Genomic DNA, 22,281 nt, shown 5'->3' with positions numbered 1-22,281 from the left:
GGTGGCCCGACCGACGCTCCGCCTGCCCGCCAAGGGCACGGTCCGCAGTCCGCTGGCCAAGATCACCATCCGCTTCGGCATCGCGCTCGCGATCGTCGTCGTCAACTGGCTGATGGTGATCATCGAGCGCAACGGCTACCGCGACAGCTACGACAAGACCGTCTCGGTCTTTGACGCGCTGTACTACACCACCGTCACGCTCTCCACGACCGGCTACGGCGACATCACGCCGGTGACCACCAGCGCCCGCGTCATCAACGCGCTCGTCGTGACCCCGCTGCGACTGGTCTTCGTCGTGCTGCTGGTCGGCACCACCATCAACGCCCTGACGTCGCAGTCGCGGCTGGAGATCAGGCAGGCCCGCTGGAGGAAGCGCGTGCGCAACCACACCGTCGTGCTCGGCTACGGCACCAAGGGACGCAACGCCGTCCGCGCGCTGATCCTCAAGGGCGCCAGCCCGGACGCCGTCGTCGTGGTCGACAGCCGTTCGAGCGCCGTCGCCGCAGCCACCGCCGCCGGGCACGTCGCGGTCCAGGGCAACGCGACCGACGAGGACGTCCTCCGGCGCGCCCTGATCGAGCGGGCAGGGGCGGTGATCCTCGCCCTCGACCGGGACGACACCGCCATCCTCACCACGCTCACCGTCCGACGCGTGAACAGCACAGCCACCATCGTGGCCGCGGCCCGCGAGTCCCAGAACGCCGACCTGCTGCGGCAGAGCGGAGCGGACCAGGTCATCGTGACCTCCGAGACGACCGGCCGGCTGCTCGGGCTGGCGCCGACGAGCCCGGAGTCCGTGGCCGTCGTAGAGGACCTGCTCGCCTTCGGCGTCGGCCTGGACATCGCCGAGCGGGAGATCCGGCCGGACGAGGCGGGCCGCCCGCCACTGGGGTTGGACGTCCCGGTGCTGGCGGTCCTGCGCGACGGCCGGGTACTGCCCTACGACCACGCCGACGCGGCAACCCTGCGGTCCGGGGATCGGATCGTCCACGCCGTGACCGTGTCGGGTGCGTGACCGGATCGGGCACAGTTCACACTGGTCGCCGTGTCCGAGAACAACGAGACCACCATCGAGGGTGCGTCGCTGACGCCCGACGAGACCGGAGCCGACGGCTCCGGTGACGCGGAGGGCAACGCGCCCAACGCACGCGGCATCGCCTCGCACCCCGCGGCGCGCGGCGCCGGAGTGGTCGGCCTGGCCGTGGGCGCCCTCGGCGTCGTCTTCGGCGACATCGGCACCAGCCCGCTCTACGCCATCAAGACGGTCTTCTCGATCGACAACGGCGCGGTCGAACCGACCCGCGGCGACGTCTACGGCGTCATCTCGCTCGTCTTCTGGTCCGTCACGCTCATCGTGTCGTTCAAGTACGTCGTCTTCATCATGCGGGCCGACAACGACGGCGAGGGTGGCGTCATGGCGCTGGCCGCGCTGGTGCGTCAGCACGTCCGCGGTCGTCGGGCGCTGGTGGGGACAGCGCTCATCCTCGGCGTGATCGGGGCGTCGCTGTTCTACGGCGACAGCGTCATCACACCGGCGGTGTCGGTGCTGTCGGCGGTGGAGGGCCTGAAGGTCGTCTCCCCCAGCCTGAGCGATGCGGTGCTGCCCATCGGCCTGACGATCCTCACCGTGCTCTTCGTCGTCCAGCGCTTCGGGACGCATCTGGTCGGCCGGTTCTTCGGGCCCATCATGATCGTCTGGTTCCTGGCCATCGGTCTGGCCGGCGTCCCCGAGATTGCCAAGCGCCCCGAGATCCTGGGGGCGCTCTCGCCGCACCACATCATCGGCTTCGTCGCCGACCACCCGTACCTGACCTTCATCGCCATGGGTGCGGTGGTACTGGCCATCACCGGTGCCGAGGCGCTCTACGCCGACATGGGCCACTTCGGCCGCCGACCCATCCGGCTCGCCTGGTTCTTCGTCGCCTTCCCCTGCCTGATGATCAACTACCTCGGCCAGGGCTCGCTGATCCTCAACAACCCGAAGACGATCAGCAACCCCTTCTACCTGATGGTGCCGAGCTGGTCGCGGATCCCGCTCGTCGTCCTGGCCACGCTGGCGACCGTCATCGCCTCGCAGGCCGTCATCTCCGGCGCCTTCTCGGTCTCCCGGCAGGCGGTGCGGCTGGGCTATCTGCCGAACCTCACCGTCCGTCACACCTCGACGCGCGAGAGCGGTCAGATCTACGTGCCGGCCGTGAACTGGCTGATCTACGGCAGCGTGGTGGTCCTGATCATCGCCTTCGAGTCCTCGGAGAAGCTGGCCACGGCCTACGGCCTCGCCGTCACCGGCACCTTCCTCACCACCACGGCGCTCTTCCTCATCGTGGCGCGCACCATCTGGGGCTGGCCGCTGTGGCAGCTCGTCCCCCTCGGCATCGTGCTGGGCATCGCCGAGCTGGCCTTCTTCGGCGCCAACGTCACCAAGGTGCTGCACGGTGGCTGGCTGCCACTGCTCATCGCCATCCTCATCGTCACCGCGATGCTGACCTGGCAGGCGGGCCGGCAGATCGTCACGCGCCGCCGGACCGAGCTCGAGGGCCCGCTGCAGGACTTCGTCGACGAGCTGCACGACCGCAACATGCCGCGGGTTCCCGGCACCGCCGTCTTCCCCCACCCCACCAAGAAGACGACCCCGCTGGCGCTGCGGCAGAACGTCGAGTTCAACCAGGTGCTGCACGAGACGGTCATCCTGGTGACGGTGACCTCGGAGAACGTCCCGTACGTCTCGCCCGATCAGCGCATCACCGTCGACCCGCTGAAGTTCAGCGACGACGGCATCACCCACATCGACGTGCGCTTCGGCTTCCAGGACGAGCAGGACATCCCCGAGATGCTGCGCCTCGCCGTCGGCATGACCGACGAGCTCGACTTCGATCCGGGCGCTTGCTACTACTTCCTCTCCCGGCTCGACATCGAGCGCGGCGACGACGAGACCATGGCCACCTGGCGCAAGCGGCTCTTCATCGGTCTGGCGCACAATGCGGCCAATCCCGCGCTGAACTTCAACCTGCCCATCGACCGCACCGTCGTCATGGGTGCGCACCTGGATCTCTGACAGCAGCCGTCCAGGCAGTCAGCTCCCCGGCGAGTTCGGCCGGCGCGTCGAGCTGCACGAGGTGCCCGGCGCCGGGCAGCAGGCGGAGCGTCGCGTGCGGGATCTCCGCGCGCAACCGTTCGGCGCGGTCCGCGGGGATCCAGCGGTCCTCGGCGCCCCACACGATGTGCACCGGCTCGTCGAGCCGCGACAGCAGCGGTTCGAACTGCGCAGTGAAGGTCTCGTCGGCCTCGGCGATCTGCCGGTAGAACGCGGGCTGCCCCTCGGGGCCCAGCCACGGCGCCACCAGCATCGTCGCGTCGTCGGCTCGCAGCTCACGGAACGCGGCGCCGGCGACGTAGGCCTCGACCACTGCCCGATGGATCGCCGCCGGGAGCTGCGTGAAGACGTCGGCGTGCTGCTGCACCAGACGGAAGAACGGCGACCCCCACGGCCGCAGCGCCACGACGTCCACGAGGCAGAGCGAGGCGAAGCGGCGCTCGTGGAGCAGCCGCGTCCGCAGCGCGACGGCTCCGCCGATGTCGTGGGCGATGACGTGCGGCGCCACGAGGCCCCAGTGGTCGAGCAGGTCGGCGAAGAGGTCCCCCTGCACACCGAGATCGACCGCGTGGCCGGCGTGCTTCGACGCCGCACCGTACCCCGGCATGTCGAAGTAGTGGACGGTGAAGCTGTCGGCGAGCGTCCGCGCGACCGGCTGCCACAACGCCGACGACCACGGTGTCCCGTGGAGCAAGACCAACGGCGGGCCGGCACCGATCCGTCCCCACGGCACCGTCCGCCCACGCCACTCGTAGCGACATGACAGGTGATCGGCCTCGGGCACGTCACCATGCTGGCACGAGGCCTACAGTGCTGGACGTGCCGACGATCGACGACGCCGCCGCGCTCGCCTCGGCCCTGCCCGGCGTCCGCGAAGGCACCAGCTACGGCCACCGGGCCTGGTTCGCGGGCAAGGCGAAGTTCGCGTGGGAACGGCCGTTCTCCAAGGCTGACCTCCGCCGCTTCGGGGACGCGCCGGTGCCGGGCGGTGACATCCTCGCGCTCGTCGTCGAGGACCTCGGCGACAAGGCGGCCGTGCTCGCCGCGCACGAGGCGGTGTTCGACATCGCGCACCTGGACGGCCACCCGATCGTCCTGGTCCGGCTCGACGTCGTGTCGAGGTCGGCACTGGCGGAACTGATCGAGGACGCGTGGGCCACCGTGGCGCCGCCATCGCCGGTGCCTGGCGAGACTGCAGGGTGACCTACGGCGAGTCGCTCTGCTGCGTCGGCACACGCAGCCTGCTCAGCGGGCCGGCTGCTGCTGCGTGATGCAGTGGATGCCGCCGCCCCGGGCGAAGAGCGGCCGCGCGTCGACGGTCACCACCTCACGTCCGGGATAGACGTCCCGCAGGATGGCGACGGCGTCGGCGTCGTGCGGGTCGTCGAAGGCACAGGCGATGACGGCGCCGTTGACGAGCACGTGGTTGACGTAGCTGTAGTCGACCGGGCCGTCGGCGTCGCGCAGCTGCCGCGGCGCGGGGAGATCGACGATCTCGAACTCCCGCCCGTTCGCGTCCACCGCGTCGCGCAGCACCGCCCGGATCTGCGCCGTGACGGCATGGTCGGGGTGATCGGGGTCGCGCTGATCGTGCAGCAGCAGCATGCCGGGGGCGGGGAAGGTGGCGACGATGTCGACGTGACCGCGGGTGCCGAAGGTGTCGGAGTCCCGAGTCAGTCCGCGCGGCAGCCACACCACCTGCGTCGCGCCGATCGTGCGTGCCAGTTCGATCTCGACGTCGCCGCGGGTCAGGTCGGGGTTGCGACCGGGGTCCAGCTGGACGGTCTCGGTGACCAGCACCGTCCCCTCGCCGTCGACGTGGATGCCGCCACCCTCGTTGACCAGGTCGCTGTCGACCCGATGTGCACCGGCCCACTCCGCGACGGCGGGCGCGAGGGTGGCGTCGAGGTCCCACGTCGCCCACTCCTGCTGTCCCCAGCCGTTGAAGGTCCAGGTCACGGCGCCGAGCGCGCCGTCCGCGCCGCGCACGAAGGTGGGGCCGCTGTCGCGGATCCAGGCGTCGTCGATGTCGCGGGCACGGAGCTCCACCGCGGCCGCGAGATGGTGCCGGGCGACGGCGACGTCCTGCGGGCAGGCGACCACGCTCACCGGCTGGTACTCGCTCGCGGCGTTCGCGACGGCGGCCCAGGTGCGACGGGCCTCGTCGGCCTCGGCCTCGGTGTCGCCGAGGGTGTAGCCCTTGCTCGGCCAGGCGAGCCAGAGCCGCTCCTGCCGCTCCCCCTCGTGCGGCATCACCCAGCTCATGACGCCCCGTACGGGTGCTCGGGGTCGACGGGCTCGGTGAGCGCGGCGTAGGTGTCCGGACGTCGGGTGCGCAGGAAGGGGAAGAGGTCCAGCCAGTCGCGGCGCTGGTCGAGGTCGAGGTCCGCCACGAGCACGCACGGCTCGTCGCGCGGCGCCTGCACCAGCACCCGGCCGTAGGGGTCGGAGACGAAGGACGAGCCGTAGAAGGTGTTGCCGGGCGTGCCGTCGGGGCGGGTCTCGCTGCCCGTCCGGTTCGGCACGACCATGAACAGGCCGTTGGCGATGCCGTTGCCGACGATCACCTGCTGCCAGAGCGGCTGCGTGTCGAAGTCGGGGTGATCCGGTTCCGAACCGATCGCGGTCGGATAGACGACCACCTCGGCGCCGGCCAGCGAGTACGCCCGCGCCACCTCCGGGAACCACTCGTCCCAGCAGGTCGGCATCCCCAGCCGCAGGCCGGCGACCTCCCGAACGGCATAGGCATCCGGCCCTGCCGGACCGGCACGGAAGTACTTGTCCTCGTAGTAACCGGCCGTCACCGGGATGTGCAGCTTGTTGGTGAGCGCGACGATCTCGCCGTCGGGCGCCACCACGACCGCGGTGTTGAGGCCGAGCCCGTCGCCACCGTCGGCCTTGCGGTAGAGCGAGGTGTGGACGTGCACCCCGGCTGCCGCCGCGGCGGCCCGGGCGAAGGAGACCGTCGGCCCGGACTCCAGCTCCTCGGCAGTGGCGCTGGCGTCACCCTCGGGCAGCGTGTCCGCCGGATAGCGCGACAGCGTGACCTCCGGCAGGAAGACGAGCTGCGCGCCACGTTCTGCCGCGGCGGCGATCGCCGCCGTCAGCCACTCGGTGAGCCCGTCGGCGGACCAAGCGTGCTGCACCACGCCGATCCGCACCGGCTCACGGGAGGGCTGGTGGACCCTGGCGAGCGACGGCGGGACGGCAGGCGCCTCGATGACGCGGACGTTCGACATCGCCCCAGGATGTCATTCGCCGTCGGTCGTCGATGCGTCAGCCGACAGGCCTGCGTCGACAGTCCCGGTCCACGCCGTCGAAGACCTCGCCGTCCGGTCCGGGGTCGGCGTGCTCCAGCCGGATCCCCGGTGGCGCGCCCGACCGGCGACGCAGCCGCAGGCCGAGCAACGATCCCGCGCTCTGCTCGACGACGAGGACCACGTCCCCGCAGTGGCTGCAGCGGCTCGCGCGCGGGCGGTAGGTCGTCGGCACACCCTCACGCTAACGGGGATGCCGCAGGTCAGAGCCGCGCGTCGACGGCGCTGCGCACGGCGTCCATGTCGAAGAAGGACGGATCGATCTTGCCCGTCACGCTCGTCTCCCGGTGCGCCCGCACATGCGCGCCGTCGACGCCGAAGTGGCGCACGATGGCCGCCGCCGCCTTCGGTACGGCGGTCCGCTGCGCGTCGCTGGGACGCTGACCGGTGTCGACGCCGGTGGCGTTGTAGTCGATCTCGATGCCGACGTAGAGGGCGTTGCCGTCGCCGGCCGGCATGGGGCCGCTCGCCCTCGCCTCGCCGGCGTGATTGGCCCGGCCTCCCGCGATCAGCCGGCAGGCACCGTTGTAGTCGAGCAGGATGTGGCACAGCGGTCCGGCGAGATCGCTCCGCCCGTTGATGACGGTGTCGAGGGTGGGCGCCGGGTTGCTGCTGCTCGCGTCGGTGCCGCCGGCGGTGTGGTGCAGCAGTACCGCGTACGGATCGAAGTCCCCCGATGAGCTCGGGCGGCCGCGCGAGAGCCAGTCGCCCTGCTCGATCACGGTGCAGCCCTCGGCCCGCAGCGCGTCGGCCAGCCAGTCCAGTCGGACGTAGTCCGCCGCTGCGGCCGGGCTCATCCGGGTCGAACCCAGCGCCGCGCCCGCCGTCGCGGCACCGGCCATGCCGAGGAACCCGCGCCGTGTCATCCCGCCCATACCGAACCTTTCGAGAGGTATGTACCTTTTCAAGGGATATCCGACCAGTCGAGGTCGGAGCTGTCAACGAACTACGGTCGGCGGATGTGAGCACCTTGCGCGTCGCCTCCTTCAACATCCGCACCTCGCGGGGCCTGGACGGCCGCAACCACTGGCTGCTCCGCCGCCGCGCCTGCGTAGCCGCCATCCGCAGGCTGGAGGCCGATGTGGTGGGCCTGCAGGAGGTGAGGCCGGGACAGTTCCGCCACCTGCGGCGGGCATTCCCCGACGACGCGATGCTCGGGGCGGGGCGCGATGCCAGCGGCGGCGGGGAGCACGCCGCGGTCCTCGTCCGACGGGGTTCGTGGCACGTGGAGTCGTGCGAGACCCGCTGGCTCTCGCCGACACCGGAGGTCGCCGGTTCGCTCGGCTGGGGTGCCGAGCACCCGCGCGTCGTCACGCTGGTGCGACTCACTTCGGGCCGGCACCGTCTCGGCATCGCCAACACCCACTTCGACCACTCCCGCTCCACCGCGCGGGAACAGAGCGCGCACCTGCTCGCCTCCTGGCTGCACGCCGAGGCGGACCGGCCGTGGGTGATCACCGGCGATCTCAACGCCCAGCCCGACGATCCGGCGGTACGGACGCTCGTCGATGCCGGCTTCGCCGACACGCTCACCGACGCCGCGGCCGAGAACACCGGCACCGAGCACGGCTTCACCGGTGACGTCGGCCGGACGCGGATCGACTTCGTGCTGGCCGGCCCGGGCGTCGAGGTCGCCTCCGCCCGGGTCGACCACACCCGATCGCACGACCGCCTCCCCAGCGACCACTGGCCGGTGGTGGCGGACCTGCGACTGTCCTGACCGGGCACGTCGCCGGTCGACCCGCCAGCGCCGAACCGGGCTAGGGTCGGCTCATGACGGCGCTGGACTGGCTGCTCGACGGCGACCCCGCGATCCGCTGGCAGGCGCTGCGTGACATCGCCGGCGCGGAGACCGCGGCGGTCGAGGCGGAGCGCGCCCGGGTCGCGTCCGAGGGTTGGGGCGCGCAGCTGCTGGCCGCGCGCGACCCGGACGGCCAGTGGGCCGGGGGCGCGCACTTCCCCGCGGACATGGCGCCCGGCCGCTACGACGCGCAGCCCTGGACCGCCACCTCGCACTCGCTGACGCTGCTGCGACTCTTCGGCGTCGATCCGTCGGACGAGACCGTCGCGCAGGTGATTGCGCAGATCCGCGCCAACAGCCGGTGGGAGCACGACGGCCAGCCGTACTTCGACGGCGAGGTGGAGCCCTGCATCAACGGCCAGCTCGTCGCCAACGGCGTCTACTTCGGCCAGGAGATGGCGCCGGTCGTCACCCGCCTCCTCGACGACCGGCTGGCCGACGGCGGGTGGAACTGCGAGGCCGAGTTCGGGACCATCGTCTCCTCCACCGCCAGCACGCTCTGCGTCCTCGAGGGCCTCTTCGCCTACGAGCTCGCCGTCGGTGGCGATCCCGCGGTCGCCGAAGCGCGGAGCAGCGGCGAGCAGTACCTGCTCCAGCGAAGCCTGTTCCGGCGCCGCAGCACCGGGGAGGTCATCGACCCCGACTACCTGCGCTTCGCCTTCCCGCCCCGCTGGCAGTACGACGTGCTGCGGGCACTCGAATACTTCGCCGCCGTCGGGGAACGACCGGACCATCGGCTCGACGAGGCGATCGAGATCCTCCGCCAGCACGGGGGCCCGGACGGCCGCTGGCTGCTGGAGCGGACGATTCCGGGCGTCGTCCACGCCGTCATGGAGGCCGACGGCGAGCCGAGCCGCTGGAACACCCTGCGCGCCCTGCGCGTGCTGCGCTGGTACGACCGCTGGTAGGACTGCCGGCGCCTCAGCCCAGCCGGGCCGCCGGCGCCGGGTCGGCGTAGCTGCCGGCCGCGATGTCGGCGAGCAGGCCCGGCTGCGTCGGTCGCCATCCCGTCAGCTCGCGGGTCCGGTCACTGCTCGCGGCGCAGTTGCCGCCGAAGAACCCACCCATCCAGCCGAAGTGGTCGGCGGACACGGCTGCCGCCGGCACATCGAAGGCGGCGCCGAGCGCGGCGGCGATGTCGCGGGTCGGGATGCCCGGCTCGGCGGCCGCGTGGAGCACGCTGCCGGCCGGCGCCTTCTCGACACCGAGCCGCACCAGCGTCGCCGCGTCGAGGCGGTGCACCGCGGACCACCGGTTCTCCCCCGACCCGACGTAGCCGGAGACGCCGGTCCGTCGTGCGTGCTCGGCGAGGGTAGCGATGAAGCCGCGGTCACCGGCGCCGTGGACGGTCGGCGCGAACCGCACCAGCACGCTGCGCACGCCCCGCCCGGCGAGGGCGATGACCTCCTGCTGGGTGCCGCTGCGGGCGTGCAGCGCCGGGTCGGGCAGGTCGGCCTCCGTCCCCGGCGTGCCGTCGGCGGTGAGGCCGAGCAACCCGGCCGCCACGACGAGCGGACCGTCCCCGCCAGCGAGCTCGTCGGCGAAGACCTCGATGGCGGCGCGGTCCATCTCGGCCGCCTCGGCCATCTGCGAGAAGTCGTGGTGGTAGCCGAGGTGGACGATGCCGTCGGCTCCCTTCGCCGCGGCGCGCAGCGACGAGACGTCGGCCAGCGAGCCGCGGACGACGCTGGCGCCGAGTCCGTCGACGATCCCCGCGGCCCGGTCCGAGCGCGCCAGGCCGATGACGTCGTGACCGGCGCCGAGCAGTTCGGGGACGACGGCGGAACCGATCCAGCCGGATGCTCCGGTGACGAGAATGCGCATGGTGACCTCCACAGGCGATGCGATGTCATGATGTGACATCACCATAGCACCGCCATGTCACATCATGACATCACTAGACTGCGGGCATGGCCCGTTGGCAACCGGACACGCAGCAGCGTCTCGCTGCCGCGGCCCTGGACCTCTTCGACGAGCGCGGCTTCGAGCAGGTGACGGTGGCCGACATCGCCGGCCGCGCCGGGCTGACGGCGCGGACCTTCTTCCGTCACTACGCCGACAAGCGCGAGGTCCTTTTCGGCGGGGCGGAAACCCTGCTCGACACCCTCGTCGAAAGTGTGGCCGCACGCCCCGGGCAGCCCCCGCTCGCGGCAGTGGCGGCCGCCCTGGAGGCCGTCAGCGAGATCATCGGAGTCGACCGCGACTTCTCCCGCCGCCGCGCCGCGGTGATCGGGGCCAACCCGGACCTGCAGGAGCGCGAGCTGATCAAGCTGGCGTCCTGGTCGCGGTCACTGGCGACCGCGCTGCGCGATCGCGGTGACGACCCGCTGACGGCTGACCTCGCCGCCGAGACCGGGGTCGCCGCCTTCCGGGTGGGCTTCGACTCCTGGCTGCAGGCGCCGCCCGAGCAGAGTCTCGCTGCCGCGGTGCGCGCTGCCCTGGCCAGGATGCGCGAGCTGGCCGGCGGGGTCTAGGGCGTGTCTGACAATTCTCGCTCGTCGCGAGCGGCGGTCGGGTGCGCGCGATGCGAGGCGGAGGAGGCAGGTCGTAGCCTGCTACGGCCGACGACGACAACGCGGCAGCGTGCGTGCCCGGGCGTCGCGCAGCAGAGCACGGGATTGTCAGACACGCCCTAGCCCCTCACCAGCCGGTAGATCGCGTTCGCGGAGTCGTCGGTGATGTAGACGGCACCGTCCGGACCCCGGACCGCCGCGACCGGCCGGCCCCAGCGGGAGCCGTCGGCGTTCTGGAACCCGCTCACCAGCACGCGCCGCGCACCGAGGGCGCCCTTGCTCCAGCGGAAGTAGGTGACGGTCGGTGCGCGCGGCGGCGTCCGGTTCCACGAGCCATGGGTGCCGACGAGCGCCACCGTTCCCAAGCCGCCGACCGTGGCGAAGCTCAGCCCCAGCGGTGCGGAGTGGGCGGGGAAACCGGCCTCGAGCCGCGGCAGCTTCGCGCAGTTCAGCCGCGAGCCCGTGGGGTTGAGCTGCACGTCCCGAACGAAGGGACGGTCGCTGTAGTCGAACGCCGTGCCGCGCTTGCCGGCGGTGACGTCCGGACTGGGCTGGCAGTACGGCCATCCGAGGTCGCGACCCGACCGCAGCTTGGCCATCGCCTCCATCGGGTGATCGTTGACGTAGGACTGCATGACCTTGCCGTAGTCGTCGCTGCCGTCGCCGTCGTAGTCGCGGTGGTACGGGTAGGCGATCTGGTCACGGTTGTTGACGGCGGTCCAGACCGCGCCGGCCGGGTCGAGCGCCAAGCCGGTGCCGTTGCGGACGCCACGGGCGTAGACCCGCAGCTTCTTGGTCTTCGGCGACCAGGTCATGATCGTGGCGCGCTGCGGGTTGGCGCTGCGGTCGCCGGCCGAGACGTTGCCGGTGCTGCCGATCGAGAGGTACACCGTGCCGTCCTTGGCCACCGCCACACTCTTCAACGCGTGCGCGTACTGGCCGCCGAGCTCCGGGCTCTTCGCGTCGGGCAGCCCGCCGATCAACGTGCGGCGGGCGCCCACCTTCCCGTCGCGGTAGCCGAAGACGTCGATGCGGTTGCTCTCGGCGACGTAGAGGGTGCTGCCGCGCAGCGCGAGGCCGTGCGGTTGCCGCAGGCCACGGACCAGTGTGCGCTGCAGTGGCGCCTTACCCGTGCGATTCGACAGGACGATCACGTCGCCGTGTTCCGGACGGGAGACGAGCAGTCTCCGGTCAGCGGTCCACAGGGCGAGCCGCGGTGAGTCGAGCCGCGCCCACACCGACATCTTCCAGCCCTTGGGCACCGTCACGGTGCGGCGCTGGTCGAAGGGGGCGCCGCCGCGTCCGGCCGGGACCGCCACGGTGACCCGTTGCGTGGTCGCGGCCGCCGACGCTGCCCGTTGCGTCGCGGCGTGCGGTGCGCTTCTGGAGCTCGGCGTTGCCGAGGCGCAGCCCGCCGCCGTGACGGCGGCGAGGACAGCAGCGGCGGGAAGGGTGAGACGGCGCAAGGACACGGTGGCCTCCGGGGGGTGAGTGCCTCTCGAAGGCCACCGTACGTGCCGCGGGGCTGACCGTCAGCCCCCCCATGATCAGCCGGCGACGCTCTCGCGCTTCGGTAGCCGCCACCCCGGCCGCGGAAAGTGGCAGGTGTAGCCGTTCGGGTACCGCTGCAGGTAGTCCTGGTGCTCGGGTTCGGCCTCCCAGAACTCGCCGACCGGCTCGACCTCCGTGACGACCTTGCCCGGCCACAGTCCGGAGGCGTCGACGTCGGCGATGGTGTCGAGCGCGACCTGCCGCTGCTCGTCGTCGACGTAGTAGATCGCCGAGCGGTAGCTGGTCCCGACATCGTTGCCCTGGCGGTTCCGCGTGGTCGGGTCGTGGATCTGGAAGAAGAACTCCAGGATGTCGCGGTAACTCGTCACCGACGGGTCGAAGGTGATCTCGATGGCCTCGGCGTGGCCGTCGTGGTGGTAGTAGGTGGCGTCGCGGACACTGCCGCCGGTGTAGCCCACCCGGGTGGAGATGACTCCGGGCTGGCGGCGGATGAGGTCCTGCATGCCCCAGAAGCAACCGCCGGCGAGGACGGCACGGGTCGCGGTCATGACTGGGTGACTCCTTCGAAGAGAGGCAGGAACTGCTCGTATCCCTGCTCGGCGAGCTCGTCGACGGGGACGAACCGCAGCGCCGCCGAGTTGATGCAGTAGCGCAGCCCACCCCGGTCGGCGGGACCGTCGGGGAAGACGTGGCCCAGGTGGCTGTCGGCGTTGACCGACCGGACCTCGACGCGGCGCATGCCGTAGCTGTCGTCCAGCCGCTCGTCGACGTTCTCTTCGGTCACGGGCTGAGTGAAGCTGGGCCAGCCGCAGCCGCTGTCGAACTTGTCCAGCGAGGTGAAGAGCGGCTCACCGGAGACGATGTCGACGTACAGGCCGGGCTCGTCGTGATCCCAGAACCTGTTCTGGAACGGCGGCTCGGTGGCGCTGTTCTGGGTGACGTCGAACTGCTCGGGGGTGAGCCGGGCGACGGCGTCGGGATCCTTGCGATAGGTGGTCATGCGCATGTCCTCCTCAGGGAGTCGACAACACCGCGTACAACCTCCACGACGGTGCCGATGTTCCCCCGGCGAGACGCCTACAGTCGTCGGCGTGAAGGAGCGCGGGCGCAAGGCGATCGCCACGAACAAGCGGGCCCGCCATCTCTACACCGTGCTGGACACCGTCGAGGCGGGCATCGTGCTCGTCGGCAACGAGGTGAAGAGCCTGCGGCTCGGCCGGGCCTCCCTCGGTGACGCCTTCGCCGTGGTGGACGACCACGAGGTGTGGCTGCACAACCTGCACATCGCCGAGTACGCGATGGGCAGCTGGACGAATCACCAGGTCCGCCGCAAGCGCAAGCTGCTGCTGCACCGCGTCGAGATCGAGAAGTGGGAGCAGCGGGTGCACGAGAGCGGGCTGTCGCTCGTCCCGCTGTCGATGTACTTCAGCGACGGCCGGGTCAAGGTCGAGCTCGCGCTCGTCCGCGGCAAGAAGACCTGGGACCGTCGCCACGACCTCGCCGAGCGCGAGGCGCAGCGCGACATCGAGCGAGCGATGTCGCGCTACGCCAAGGGCGCCATCGAGGTCAGCGCCACGCGGAGATCATCTCGCGCATCGAGTCGGTGAGGGCGGCCTGCAGCAGCGGGCCGTAGGTGACCCGCCCGACGCCGAGGCGGGCGAAGCGGGCGAGGTCGTGCTTCACCGGATGCGCCGTGCAGTTCACCGGCACCGGCACGGCCCCGACGACGGCGGTGATGAGGTCGTCGTCGTCCTGGATGCGGACGGGGTAGACGCTGTTCGCACCGGCCGCGACCAACGCCTGCAGCCGGGCGATGGCGTCGTCCAGGACGGCCTGCTTGTCCTCGGCGTGCAGGAAGACGTCAGTGCGGCCGTTGATCCACACCGGGACACCTGCGGCGTCGGCCGCCTGCCGCAGCCCGGCCACGTAGGCGGCGTGCTCGTCGGTGCTGCGCAGCCGGCGGTTCTCGGAGTGGACGGTGTCCTCGATGTTGAGGCCGACGCCGCCGGCGTCGAGCAGGCCGTCGATGAGGGTGGCCGGCTCCTTGCCGTAGCCGGCCTCGAGGTCGACCGAGACCGGGACGTCGACGGCGGCGATGATCGAGCGGACGGCCTCGATCACCTCCTCGAAGCTCTGCCCCTCGTTGTCGGCGGCGCCGCGGGAGTCGGCGAGCGGGTGGCTGCCGATGGTCAGCGCCTCGAAGCCGGCGGCCACGGCGGTGCGGGCCGACCAGACGTCCCAGACGGTGGGCAGCACCAGGGGTGTGTGGGCGGCGTGCAGCTCGGCGAGCGTCTCGGCGCGGGTCCGGAGCGAGTGGGTGTCCATGACCTCGACCCTAGGCGCGCCGCCACCTCAGCGGATGCGGACCCCGAAGAGGAGCACGTCGTCGACATGTCGCTCGTCGACGAGGTCGCCGAGCACGGCGTCGGCGAGTTCTGGCAGTGGCAGCTCCCGGTGCCGGGCCACCACGTCGCAGAGCCCGGCCAACGCCTCGTGAAGGTCCATGCCGGGCTGCTCCACCAGACCATCGCTGTAGAAGAGCACCACGGCGCCGGGCGGCAGCGACAGCTCGTCGGAGCGCCGCTCCCGCCGGAAGGGCATGCCGATGGGCAGCTGCGCCGCCGTCTCCCACAGTCGCGGCGGCTCACCCTCGCAGAGGACGACCGGCGGCGGGTGACCGGCATTGGACCACTGCACGTGGACACCCTCGCCCGGCACGGCGGCGGGGCGCAGGGTCGCCAGGACGCAGGTCGCGTACCGCTCGGGCGGGAAGGTCGCGAGCAGGTCGTCCAGCGCGCCGAGCGCGGCCGCGGGATCACCCGGCGAGGCGAAGGTGAGCCCGCGCAGCACCGAGCGCAGCTGTCCCATCACGGCCGCCGCCGTGGTGTCGTGGCCCTCGACGTCGCCGACGGAGAGCACGACCGAGCCGTCGGGGCGCGGTACCGCGTCGAACCAGTCACCGCCCACCGCGTCGGTGGCCCGCGCCGGCAGGTAGCGACCGGAGAGCTCGAGCCACGCGACGTCGGGCAGTGTCGGCAGCATCGCCCCCTGCAGGGTCTCGGCGACGGCGCGACGATCCTCCAGCAGCCGGGCCCGGACCACCGCCTGCGCGGCGTACCGCGCCAGTCCGGCGAGCAGCTCCCGGTCGTCGTCGTCGAAGCTGCGCTCCTCGCGCCAGAGCAGCGTGAGGTTGCCGAGCGGGGGTCCGGTGAGCCGGATCGGCTGGAAGGCGCTCGCCGCCACCCCGGTCGAGGCGATGTCGGCCGCCGCCTGCGGGAACTGCCGCCGCAGCTGGTCGAGGGTGTCGAAGAAGAGGGGCTCGCCGGTGCGCGCGACGTGGGGGGACGGCGCGTCGCGCGTCAGCAACGACGAACGGTACTTCGTCCGCATCTGTGCCGGCAGCACCGAGACGTCCACGTAGCGCACTGACAGCCCGCCCAGCTCGACGATGGTGATGCCGCCGAAGAAGGCGCCGAGGCGCGTGGTCGCCAGCAGCGACACCGCCGACCCGATGTCGACGAGGGTCTCGGTGGCGGCGAGGGTCTCCGCGAACTCCAGCAGCGTGCGGGCCCGGCTGCGGTCCCGGTCGGCCATCGCCGCTGCCTCCCGCAGCTGCAGCTCGGCGGCACAGGCCGCGGCAAGATCGGCCAGCAGGTGCAGCTCGCGCTCGGTCCATTCCCGCGGCTCGTTGTCGATGGCGCAGAGCGACCCGACCACCGATCCGTCCCGCAGCACGAGCGGATAGCCGGCGTAGGCGATGACGCCGATGTCACCGATGGCGAGGTTGTCCCGCAGCCGCGGATCGAGGCGGGCGTCGGCGATCACCAGCGGCTCACCGGAGCGCACCACGTGCTGACAGAAGCTGTGGCTCAGCGGCGTCTGGCGGGACTCCGCCCACGGCAGCGGCAGCCCGGCGGCGCCGGGGAAGACCTGGCGGGAGACGTCGACCAGGGACACCAGGGCAACCGGCACCCCGACGACCCTGCGCACGAGGTTCGCGATGCGGTCGAAGGCGTCGTCCGGCACCGGTGCCATGAGCGCGCGGTCGGGCAGCGGCCTGTTCATGGACACCGTGTTCCCGTCGCTCGTCGGTGCCGCGGCCGGCACCGACCCTGATCCTAGAGAGGCCCCGACCATGCCGCGCCCACGGTCAGCCGACGCCGGTGAGGTCGACAGTCGACAGGTGCGCCCGGTGACCGAGCTGGTCGAGGACGGTGAGGATCTCCGTGGGGCCGCTGTCGGCGCAGATCGCATGTGGCGTCATCGTGCTGAACTGCGCCGCCTGCCCGGTCTCGACGAGGATGACCCGCTCCCCGAGGTAGAGCCGCGCCGTCCCGGAGAGCACCGTGAACCAGTCGCGGCCGGGATGCACGCCGAGCGGTCCGTCGGGGCGGCGGCGAGTCAGCCGCATCTTCGCCACGGTGAGGCCCTGCGGACCGTCCGGGCGCGACAGCAGCCACACCGTCTGTCCCTGCCCGGCGTTGCGCTGTGGCCGGATGACCACGTCCTCGTCGTCGTTGGCCTCGACCAGCTCGTCGAGGGTGGTGCCGAGGGCCTGCGCGAGCGGGACGAGCTGATCCAGCGAGATCCGCCGCTGTCCGGTCTCGATCCGGCTCAGCGTGGACGGGCTGAGCTGACAGCGCGCGGCGAGCGCATCGAGCGACCAGCCCCTCGCCAGTCGCAGTCCCCGCAGACGGGCCCGGATCACCGAGTCGACCGAATCTTGCGTCATCGGCAAGACTGTATGCGTTCCGCGCATGATCTCCCTAATCTGGCGGCATGAGTGACGACGTCGCCGAGATGCTGACCCTGGACGCCGTGGTGGCGGCCGACTACTGGAATCGCGCGCTGGACCGGGTGCGCGACGCAGCCCACGGCCACGAGGTCCGTCGCGTCGTCGACCTCGGCAGCGGGACGGGCAACGGAGCCCGCGGCCTCGTCGCGCGCTTCGGCGAGGCGGAGATCGTCGCGCTCGACTCCGACGCGGACCTGCTCGCCATGCTGGCGGCGTCGGACCCACGCATCCGGCCCGTCCTCACCGACCTCGACGATGGCTGGCCCACCGAGCTAAGCGACATCGACGTGACCTTCGCGTCGATGTCGCTGCACCACCTGGGTGACGCGGCCGCCACGCTGGGACAGCTGGCCGCCGCGACACGCTCCGGCGGGATCGTGGCCGCGGCCGAGTTCCGCGAACCGCTTCGCGTGCTGCGCGAGGACTACCTCGACGGCCTCGAGGTGCGCTGCCTGGCGGCCCTGCGGCACGGGCACCCGATGCCCGATCTCGCGGCGGACTGGCCCAGCCGGCTGCAGGCCGCCGGCTTCGAGATCATCGAGACGGCCGACTACGTCATCGACCGTCCGGCACCGTTGGACCGGTCGGGATCCCGCTACGCCGTGCTCTGGCTGTCCCGGCTGCGCCACGCCGGGGCGGACTCGTTCCCGGCGGCGGATCGCGAGGCGCTCGACCGGCTGATCGCCGGCGCTGACCCCGACGCGCTGCACCTGCACGGCGAGCGGCAGCTGGCGATCGGCCGCCGGCCCTAGGACGACACCGGGCGACGCAACCCGGGCAGAGGTGATCGAGTCGGCGTCATGCCCCCGTGCTGTCGTCCGGTACCGGCAAGGCGCCGGTCCCGGTGCCTGCCCCGGCCGCGCCGGCCTCGGCCACGAGACGACGCAGCGCCTGCTCCGAGGCCGAACCCGGCACCGCGTGGTAGATCGCGAGCAGCTGGCCGTCGGTGTCGGCCAGCGGCAGCTTCTCGCGACGCAGCTCCAGGCGTCCGGCCGTCGGGTGATCCAGTGGCACCATCCCGCCCGCGAGCGCTTTGACGTCGTGCCGGGCCCAGAGCCGGCGGAACGCCTCGCTGCCGAGGGAGAGCTCCCCCACCAGCTGGACCGCACGCGGGTCGTCGACGGCCGTTCCGATCGAGGCCCGGAAGGAGGCGACCAGGCTCGCGGCGACGGCGTCCCAGTCCGGGTACATCGCCCGCTCGGCGGCGTCGAGGAAGATGCTGCGCATCCGGTTGCCGCCGACGACCAGCGAGCCGAAGAGCGCGGTGGCGTACGCGTTGGCGGCGAGGATGTCGAAGGTCCGGCTCTCGACGAAGGCGGGCATGGGCATGGCGGCGACGAGATCGAGGATGCCGGCCGGAACTTTCTCCCGCCGCTCCCGCCGGCGGTGCGGCTTGGCCCCCAGCCCGAGCAGGTACGCCGTCGCGGTGTCGTCGAGGCAGAAGACGCGGGCCAGCGCCTCGAGCACCTGCCGGGAGGGGTGACGGTCCCGGCCCTGCTCCAGCCGCAGGTAGTAGTCGGCGCTGATGCCGGCGAGGGTGGCGACCTCCTCGCGGCGCAGGCCGGGCGTGCGTCGCACGCCGGTGACGCTGAGCCCGACAGCGGCCGGATCCATCAGCTCGCGTCGGGCGCGCAGGTACTCCCCCAGGGCGTTGCTCACGGCCACCTCCTCACCGTAGGACGATCACGGCCGCGCAGCCTGGTCCTGCCGGCCCCGGGTTCGGCGGGAGGCTGGCTGGCCGGGGCGCGGGGCGGGCACGCTCGAGACATGACCACCAGCGACACGACCCTGGCCGGCACGTTCCGGCTCGCCGACGACCTCACCGTCCACCGCATGGGTTACGGCGCCATGCAGCTCGCCGGTCCGGGCGTCTTCGGTCCCCCCGCGGACCGGGCCGCCGCCGTGGCGGTGCTGCGCGCCGCAATCGAGCTCGGCATCGACCACATCGACACCTCTGACTTCTACGGGCCCCGCGTGACCAACGAGATCATCCGCGAGGCCCTGCACCCCTACCCCGACGAGCTGCATCTGGTCACCAAGGTCGGCGCCCGGCGCGACGAGGAGGGGCACTGGCCGCCGGCCCGCAGCCCGGAGGAGCTGCGCGAGCAGGTCCACGGCAACCTGGAGCGCCTCGGACTGGAGGCCCTGGACGTCGTCAACCTCCGCGTCGGTGGCGTCGACTCCCCCGAGGCCGGCTCCCTCGCCGAGCCCTTCAGCGCGCTGGCCGAGCTCCGGCAGCAGGGTCTGATCCGGCACCTCGGCGTCAGCAACGTGACCCCGGAGCAGTTCGACGAGGCTCGCGGCATCGCCCCGGTCGTCTGCGTCCAGAACCTCTACAACATCGCCCACCGGCGCGACGACGACTTCGTCGACCGGCTCGCCCGCGACGGTGTCGCCTACGTGCCGTTCTTCCCGCTCGGCGGCTTCTCGCCGGTGCAGTCCGCCGTCCTGGACCGGGTGGCGCAGCGGCTCGGCGAGACCCCGATGGCGGTGGCACAGGCCTGGTTGCTGCAGCGCTCGCCCAACATCCTGCTCATCCCCGGAACCTCGTCGATCGAGCACCTGCGCGCCAATGTCGCCGCAGCCTCGCTGCAGCTGCCCGAGGACGCCGTCGCCGAGCTGAACGCGATCGGCAGCTGACTCGCGTGCGGGGTTGGCCCCACGACGGCGCGGCGCAGCTCCGCCGGCCACCGCGCCCGCGTGGGGCCAACCCCCGGTAGCCGGGTCTCAGGAGTACCGCCGCGCCACCAGCCGCGCCTGCTCGGCGTAGCCGCCGCCGAAGAGGACGGCGTGGACGAGCAGCGGGAAGAGCTGCCACAGCGCGATGCGGTCGCGCCAGCCATCGGCCAGCGGCGCGGCCTCGTGGTAGGCGGCGACGGTGCGGTCCGGCACGGTGCCGAAGAGGTCGAGCATGGCCAGGTCCATCTCGCGGTGCCCACCGTAGGCAGCCGGGTCGATCAGCCACGGCCGTCCGGACGGGTCGGCGAGCACGTTGCCCGTCCACAGGTCACCGTGGAGCCGGGCGACGGGCTCGGCCGGAGCATCGACGCGGACCGCGGCCACCGCCGCCTCGAGGCCCACCCGGCGAGCCAGCGGCAGGCAGCGATGCTGCAGGTAGTACTCGTTCCAGTCCTCGCCCTCGGGTGAGTCGAGCTCGCAGCGGCCGACGAGGAAGCGGCCGGTGCCCGGCAACGTGCCGACGTGAGCGGCACCGGCGGAGTGCATCGTGGCAAGCATCCGGCCCAGCTCCTCGGCCCCCGCGGCGTCGAGGCGGCCGGTTTCGACGTACTCGAGCTCCAACCGCGTCGGCTCGTCGGCCACGATCGCCGGCACCCGCGCGCCGGCCTCGGCGAGCCACCGCAGCCCGGCGGCCTCGAGCGGCGTCGGGTCGCGTTTGACGAACGTCCTCAATCGATCGCCCGGCGGCGGAAGCCGATGATCGACAGCCGGGTGAGGACGACCAGGAAGACGACGAGCATGAGCAGGCAGACCCAGACCGGCATGTGGCCGACCCCCGGCGCCAGCGCGGCGCGCATCCCCTCACTGACATAGGTCAGCGGGTTGAGCGTGGTGACGACCTGGAACCAGCGCAGGTGGTGCAGCGAGGGCCACGGGTACTGGCTGCAGCCGGTGAAGAGCAGCGGCGTGAGCACCAGCGCGAAGACGACATTCATCCGGTTCGGCGGGACGAAGGTGCCCAGCACCATCCCCATCGCCGCGCCGGTCAGCGAGCCCAGCACCACGACGGCGATCAGCAGCGCCACGCCGCTGGCCCGCCACGGGATCTCGCCGAGCACCAGCACGCCGATGGGAAACATCACGCCGGCGGCGACGAGGGCCCGCAGCGTGGCGTAGACGATCTTCTCCAGGGCGACCCACGCCGTCGGCATCGGGGCGAGCAGCCGGTCCTCGATCTCCTTGGTGAAGGAGAACTCCAGTACCAGCGGGAACGAGGTGCTCTGCAGCGCGGTGAGCACGGCGGTGAAGGCGACGATGCCGGGGAAGAGCAGCTCGCTGTACCCGCCGGTCGTGAAGCCGAGGTCGGCGAGGACGCGACCGAAGACGAAGAGCAGGAACAGCGGCTGCAGGATCACCTGGGCGAAGAAGACCGGAGCGTCGCGTCCGGTGACGAACAGGTCGCGACGCAGCACCGCCCAGAAGACCTTGGCCGGTGAGGCGAGGACGGGAGCGCTCATCGCAGCAGCCTTCCGGTGAGATGCAGGAAGACGTCCTCCAGGCTCGGCGTGACGGTCCGCAGCTCGGTGAGCCGGGCCGGCGCGGGGACGACGACGGGCAGGGTGGCGAGCAGGTCCGCGGCGTCGCCGCTGACGTAGACGCGGGCGCGGAAGCCGTGGGCCGAGAGCGGGTCGGCGCCCAACACCTCGACCCGCTCGACGGCCGGCAGCTCGCCGACCGCGGCGAGGGTGGCCCCACGTGACCCCTCGTCGTCGGTGCTGACGCCGATGTCCAGGCCGCCCTCGCCGGGCAGCGACCGGCGCAGCGCGTCCGGGGTGTCGAGCACGAGCAGCCTGCCCTTGTCGACGATGCCGACCCGGTCGCAGAGCGAGGCGGCCTCCTCCATGTCGTGGGTGGTGAGGACGACGGTGCGCCCCTCGCCGCGCAGCCCGCGGATCTGCTCCCAGAGGAAGAGGCGGGCCGCCGGGTCCAGGCCTGTCGTCGGCTCGTCGAGGAAGAGCACGTCCGGGGCGTGCATGAGCGCGCGGGCGATCATCACCCGCTGCATCTGGCCGCCGGAGAACATCTCGACCCGCTCGTCCGCCCGGTCCCCGAGGCCGAACCGCGTCAGCACGTCGTCGGCTCGGGCGAGGCGCTCCCGCTTGCCGACACCGTGATAGATCGCGTGGAAGAGGAGGTTCTGCTTGATCGACAGCGAGCGGTCGAGGTTGTTGCGCTGGGAGACCACCGCCAGCCGGCGCTTCGCGCCCACCGGGTCGGCGACGACGTCGACGCCCATGACCGAGGCCCGCCCCGCCGTCGGCAGCACCCTGGTGGTGAGCACGCCGATGGTCGTCGTCTTGCCGGCTCCGTTGGGCCCGAGCAGGCCGAAGACCTCACCCCGACGGACGGCGAAGGTGATGCCGTCCACGGCCGGCACCGGGTTCTTGCGGTAGCGCTTGACGAGGCCGTCGACGACGGCGGCATGCGCAGCGATGTCGGGCTCGAAAGTGGTCATGGCCGGGTCATTGTGACCCCTCGCAGCCGGGTGCCGGTACCGACTTTCGTCGGAT

At 71.9% G+C, this 22,281-nt stretch carries 25 protein-coding genes; 9 read left to right on the top strand and 16 right to left on the bottom strand.

Annotated elements, in window-relative coordinates; translation table 11 throughout:
* The first annotated feature begins 1 nt into the window (after position 1).
* Together AC0NZQ_RS13870 and AC0NZQ_RS13865 are read left to right on the top strand one after the other, a co-directional pair.
* Complete coding sequence (locus tag AC0NZQ_RS13870; protein ID WP_474530444.1) at positions 2 to 1,015, top strand: potassium channel family protein; 1,014 nt, start codon at positions 2 to 4, stop codon at positions 1,013 to 1,015.
* 30 nt (positions 1,016 to 1,045) lie between these two features.
* Positions 1,046 to 3,055 carry a potassium transporter Kup gene (locus AC0NZQ_RS13865; protein ID WP_474530442.1) on the top strand — a complete coding sequence of 670 codons (2,010 nt, stop codon included), beginning with the start codon at positions 1,046 to 1,048 and terminating at the stop codon, positions 3,053 to 3,055.
* Here AC0NZQ_RS13865 and AC0NZQ_RS13860 read toward each other — a convergent pair.
* Positions 3,030 to 3,878 carry an alpha/beta fold hydrolase gene (locus AC0NZQ_RS13860; RefSeq protein WP_474530441.1) on the bottom strand — a complete coding sequence of 283 codons (849 nt, stop codon included), beginning with the start codon at positions 3,876 to 3,878 and terminating at the stop codon, positions 3,030 to 3,032. The two genes, AC0NZQ_RS13865 and AC0NZQ_RS13860, sit on opposite strands and share 26 nt — an antisense overlap.
* A gap of 35 nt (positions 3,879 to 3,913) precedes the next feature.
* On the opposite strand from AC0NZQ_RS13860, the gene AC0NZQ_RS13855 reads away from it, so the two are divergent.
* Positions 3,914 to 4,297 (top strand): MmcQ/YjbR family DNA-binding protein, encoded by a 384-nt coding sequence (locus AC0NZQ_RS13855; protein WP_474530440.1) that lies wholly within the window; start codon positions 3,914 to 3,916, stop codon positions 4,295 to 4,297.
* Between the two features lie 42 nt (positions 4,298 to 4,339).
* Here the strand turns inward: AC0NZQ_RS13855 and AC0NZQ_RS13850 are convergent, their stop codons facing one another.
* Genes AC0NZQ_RS13850 through AC0NZQ_RS13835 form a run of 4 tightly spaced genes read right to left on the bottom strand, consistent with a single transcriptional unit; the run spans position 4,340 to position 7,277 of the window.
* The gene (locus tag AC0NZQ_RS13850) at positions 4,340 to 5,359 is read right to left on the bottom strand and encodes an agmatine deiminase family protein (protein WP_474530439.1); all 1,020 of its coding nucleotides are present in this window, start codon (positions 5,357 to 5,359) and stop codon (positions 4,340 to 4,342) included.
* Positions 5,356 to 6,333 (bottom strand): nitrilase-related carbon-nitrogen hydrolase, encoded by a 978-nt coding sequence (locus tag AC0NZQ_RS13845; protein ID WP_474530438.1) that lies wholly within the window; start codon positions 6,331 to 6,333, stop codon positions 5,356 to 5,358. The genes AC0NZQ_RS13850 and AC0NZQ_RS13845 overlap by 4 nt, the downstream gene beginning before the upstream one ends.
* 37 nt (positions 6,334 to 6,370) lie before the next feature.
* On the bottom strand, positions 6,371 to 6,586 hold the full coding sequence (locus AC0NZQ_RS13840; RefSeq protein ID WP_474530437.1) for a hypothetical protein: 216 nt from the start codon (positions 6,584 to 6,586) through the stop codon (positions 6,371 to 6,373).
* A 28-nt stretch (positions 6,587 to 6,614) separates the two neighbouring features.
* On the bottom strand, positions 6,615 to 7,277 hold the full coding sequence (locus AC0NZQ_RS13835; RefSeq protein WP_474530436.1) for a peptidoglycan recognition protein family protein: 663 nt from the start codon (positions 7,275 to 7,277) through the stop codon (positions 6,615 to 6,617).
* Between the two features lie 95 nt (positions 7,278 to 7,372).
* Between AC0NZQ_RS13835 and AC0NZQ_RS13830 the strand changes: the two genes are divergently transcribed.
* Positions 7,373 to 8,131: an endonuclease/exonuclease/phosphatase family protein gene (locus tag AC0NZQ_RS13830; RefSeq protein ID WP_474530435.1), complete on the top strand. Its 759-nt coding sequence runs from the start codon at positions 7,373 to 7,375 to the stop codon at positions 8,129 to 8,131.
* Positions 8,132 to 8,184: 53 nt separating this feature from the next.
* Complete coding sequence (locus AC0NZQ_RS13825; RefSeq protein WP_474530434.1) at positions 8,185 to 9,120, top strand: hypothetical protein; 936 nt, start codon at positions 8,185 to 8,187, stop codon at positions 9,118 to 9,120.
* Between the two features lie 13 nt (positions 9,121 to 9,133).
* Here AC0NZQ_RS13825 and AC0NZQ_RS13820 read toward each other — a convergent pair whose 3' ends face one another.
* Positions 9,134 to 10,036, bottom strand: a complete 903-nt coding sequence (locus AC0NZQ_RS13820; protein WP_474530433.1) for an SDR family oxidoreductase — start codon at positions 10,034 to 10,036, stop codon at positions 9,134 to 9,136.
* Between the two features lie 86 nt (positions 10,037 to 10,122).
* Between AC0NZQ_RS13820 and AC0NZQ_RS13815 the strand changes: the two genes are divergently transcribed.
* Positions 10,123 to 10,686, top strand: a complete 564-nt coding sequence (locus AC0NZQ_RS13815) for a TetR family transcriptional regulator (RefSeq protein WP_474530432.1) — start codon at positions 10,123 to 10,125, stop codon at positions 10,684 to 10,686.
* Positions 10,687 to 10,844: 158 nt separating this feature from the next.
* On the opposite strand, the gene AC0NZQ_RS13810 is transcribed toward AC0NZQ_RS13815, so the two are convergent.
* The 3 genes from AC0NZQ_RS13810 to msrB all read right to left on the bottom strand — a co-directional run bounded on the left by AC0NZQ_RS13810 (position 10,845) and on the right by msrB (position 13,237).
* A complete protein-coding gene (locus AC0NZQ_RS13810; RefSeq protein ID WP_474530431.1) occupies positions 10,845 to 12,197 on the bottom strand; it encodes a PQQ-dependent sugar dehydrogenase in 1,353 nt (450 codons plus the stop codon).
* A gap of 75 nt (positions 12,198 to 12,272) precedes the next feature.
* Positions 12,273 to 12,785: a peptide-methionine (S)-S-oxide reductase MsrA gene (gene msrA / locus AC0NZQ_RS13805; RefSeq protein ID WP_474530430.1), complete on the bottom strand. Its 513-nt coding sequence runs from the start codon at positions 12,783 to 12,785 to the stop codon at positions 12,273 to 12,275.
* A complete protein-coding gene (gene msrB / locus AC0NZQ_RS13800) occupies positions 12,782 to 13,237 on the bottom strand; it encodes a peptide-methionine (R)-S-oxide reductase MsrB (protein WP_474530429.1) in 456 nt (151 codons plus the stop codon). Before msrB ends, msrA begins: the two co-directional genes overlap by 4 nt.
* A gap of 91 nt (positions 13,238 to 13,328) precedes the next feature.
* On the opposite strand from msrB, the gene smpB reads away from it, so the two are divergent.
* Entirely contained in the window at positions 13,329 to 13,844 is a 516-nt protein-coding gene (gene smpB, locus AC0NZQ_RS13795; protein ID WP_474530428.1) for an SsrA-binding protein SmpB, read from the top strand.
* Here smpB and AC0NZQ_RS13790 read toward each other — a convergent pair.
* The 3 genes from AC0NZQ_RS13790 to AC0NZQ_RS13780 all read right to left on the bottom strand — a co-directional run bounded on the left by AC0NZQ_RS13790 (position 13,804) and on the right by AC0NZQ_RS13780 (position 16,969).
* The gene (locus AC0NZQ_RS13790; RefSeq protein ID WP_474530427.1) at positions 13,804 to 14,562 is read right to left on the bottom strand and encodes an isocitrate lyase/PEP mutase family protein; all 759 of its coding nucleotides are present in this window, start codon (positions 14,560 to 14,562) and stop codon (positions 13,804 to 13,806) included. The two genes, smpB and AC0NZQ_RS13790, sit on opposite strands and share 41 nt — an antisense overlap.
* A gap of 27 nt (positions 14,563 to 14,589) precedes the next feature.
* Positions 14,590 to 16,302, bottom strand: coding sequence for a GAF domain-containing SpoIIE family protein phosphatase (locus AC0NZQ_RS13785; RefSeq protein WP_474530426.1), 1,713 nt, complete (start codon positions 16,300 to 16,302; stop codon positions 14,590 to 14,592).
* Between the two features lie 85 nt (positions 16,303 to 16,387).
* A complete protein-coding gene (locus AC0NZQ_RS13780) occupies positions 16,388 to 16,969 on the bottom strand; it encodes a helix-turn-helix domain-containing protein (RefSeq protein WP_474530425.1) in 582 nt (193 codons plus the stop codon).
* Positions 16,970 to 17,016: 47 nt separating this feature from the next.
* Here AC0NZQ_RS13780 and AC0NZQ_RS13775 point away from each other — a divergent pair, with 47 nt between their 5' ends.
* A complete protein-coding gene (locus AC0NZQ_RS13775) occupies positions 17,017 to 17,784 on the top strand; it encodes a class I SAM-dependent methyltransferase (protein ID WP_474530423.1) in 768 nt (255 codons plus the stop codon).
* 46 nt (positions 17,785 to 17,830) lie between these two features.
* Here AC0NZQ_RS13775 and AC0NZQ_RS13770 read toward each other — a convergent pair whose 3' ends face one another.
* A complete protein-coding gene (locus AC0NZQ_RS13770) occupies positions 17,831 to 18,691 on the bottom strand; it encodes a helix-turn-helix transcriptional regulator (RefSeq protein ID WP_474530422.1) in 861 nt (286 codons plus the stop codon).
* A gap of 108 nt (positions 18,692 to 18,799) precedes the next feature.
* Here AC0NZQ_RS13770 and AC0NZQ_RS13765 point away from each other — a divergent pair, with 108 nt between their 5' ends.
* Complete coding sequence (locus AC0NZQ_RS13765) at positions 18,800 to 19,672, top strand: oxidoreductase (RefSeq protein ID WP_474530421.1); 873 nt, start codon at positions 18,800 to 18,802, stop codon at positions 19,670 to 19,672.
* A gap of 87 nt (positions 19,673 to 19,759) precedes the next feature.
* On the opposite strand, the gene AC0NZQ_RS13760 is transcribed toward AC0NZQ_RS13765, so the two are convergent.
* Genes AC0NZQ_RS13760 through AC0NZQ_RS13750 form a run of 3 tightly spaced genes read right to left on the bottom strand, consistent with a single transcriptional unit; the run spans position 19,760 to position 22,226 of the window.
* Positions 19,760 to 20,443: a fructosamine kinase family protein gene (locus AC0NZQ_RS13760; protein WP_474530420.1), complete on the bottom strand. Its 684-nt coding sequence runs from the start codon at positions 20,441 to 20,443 to the stop codon at positions 19,760 to 19,762.
* Positions 20,440 to 21,228 carry an ABC transporter permease gene (locus AC0NZQ_RS13755; RefSeq protein ID WP_474530419.1) on the bottom strand — a complete coding sequence of 263 codons (789 nt, stop codon included), beginning with the start codon at positions 21,226 to 21,228 and terminating at the stop codon, positions 20,440 to 20,442. The genes AC0NZQ_RS13760 and AC0NZQ_RS13755 overlap by 4 nt, the downstream gene beginning before the upstream one ends.
* Positions 21,225 to 22,226, bottom strand: a complete 1,002-nt coding sequence (locus AC0NZQ_RS13750; RefSeq protein ID WP_474530418.1) for an ABC transporter ATP-binding protein — start codon at positions 22,224 to 22,226, stop codon at positions 21,225 to 21,227. The genes AC0NZQ_RS13755 and AC0NZQ_RS13750 overlap by 4 nt, the downstream gene beginning before the upstream one ends.
* Positions 22,227 to 22,281 lie beyond the last annotated feature (55 nt).

The sequence above is a fragment of the Jatrophihabitans sp. sgz311053 genome (assembly GCF_056135305.1).
This window is presented reverse-complemented; position numbering and strand designations above follow the sequence as displayed.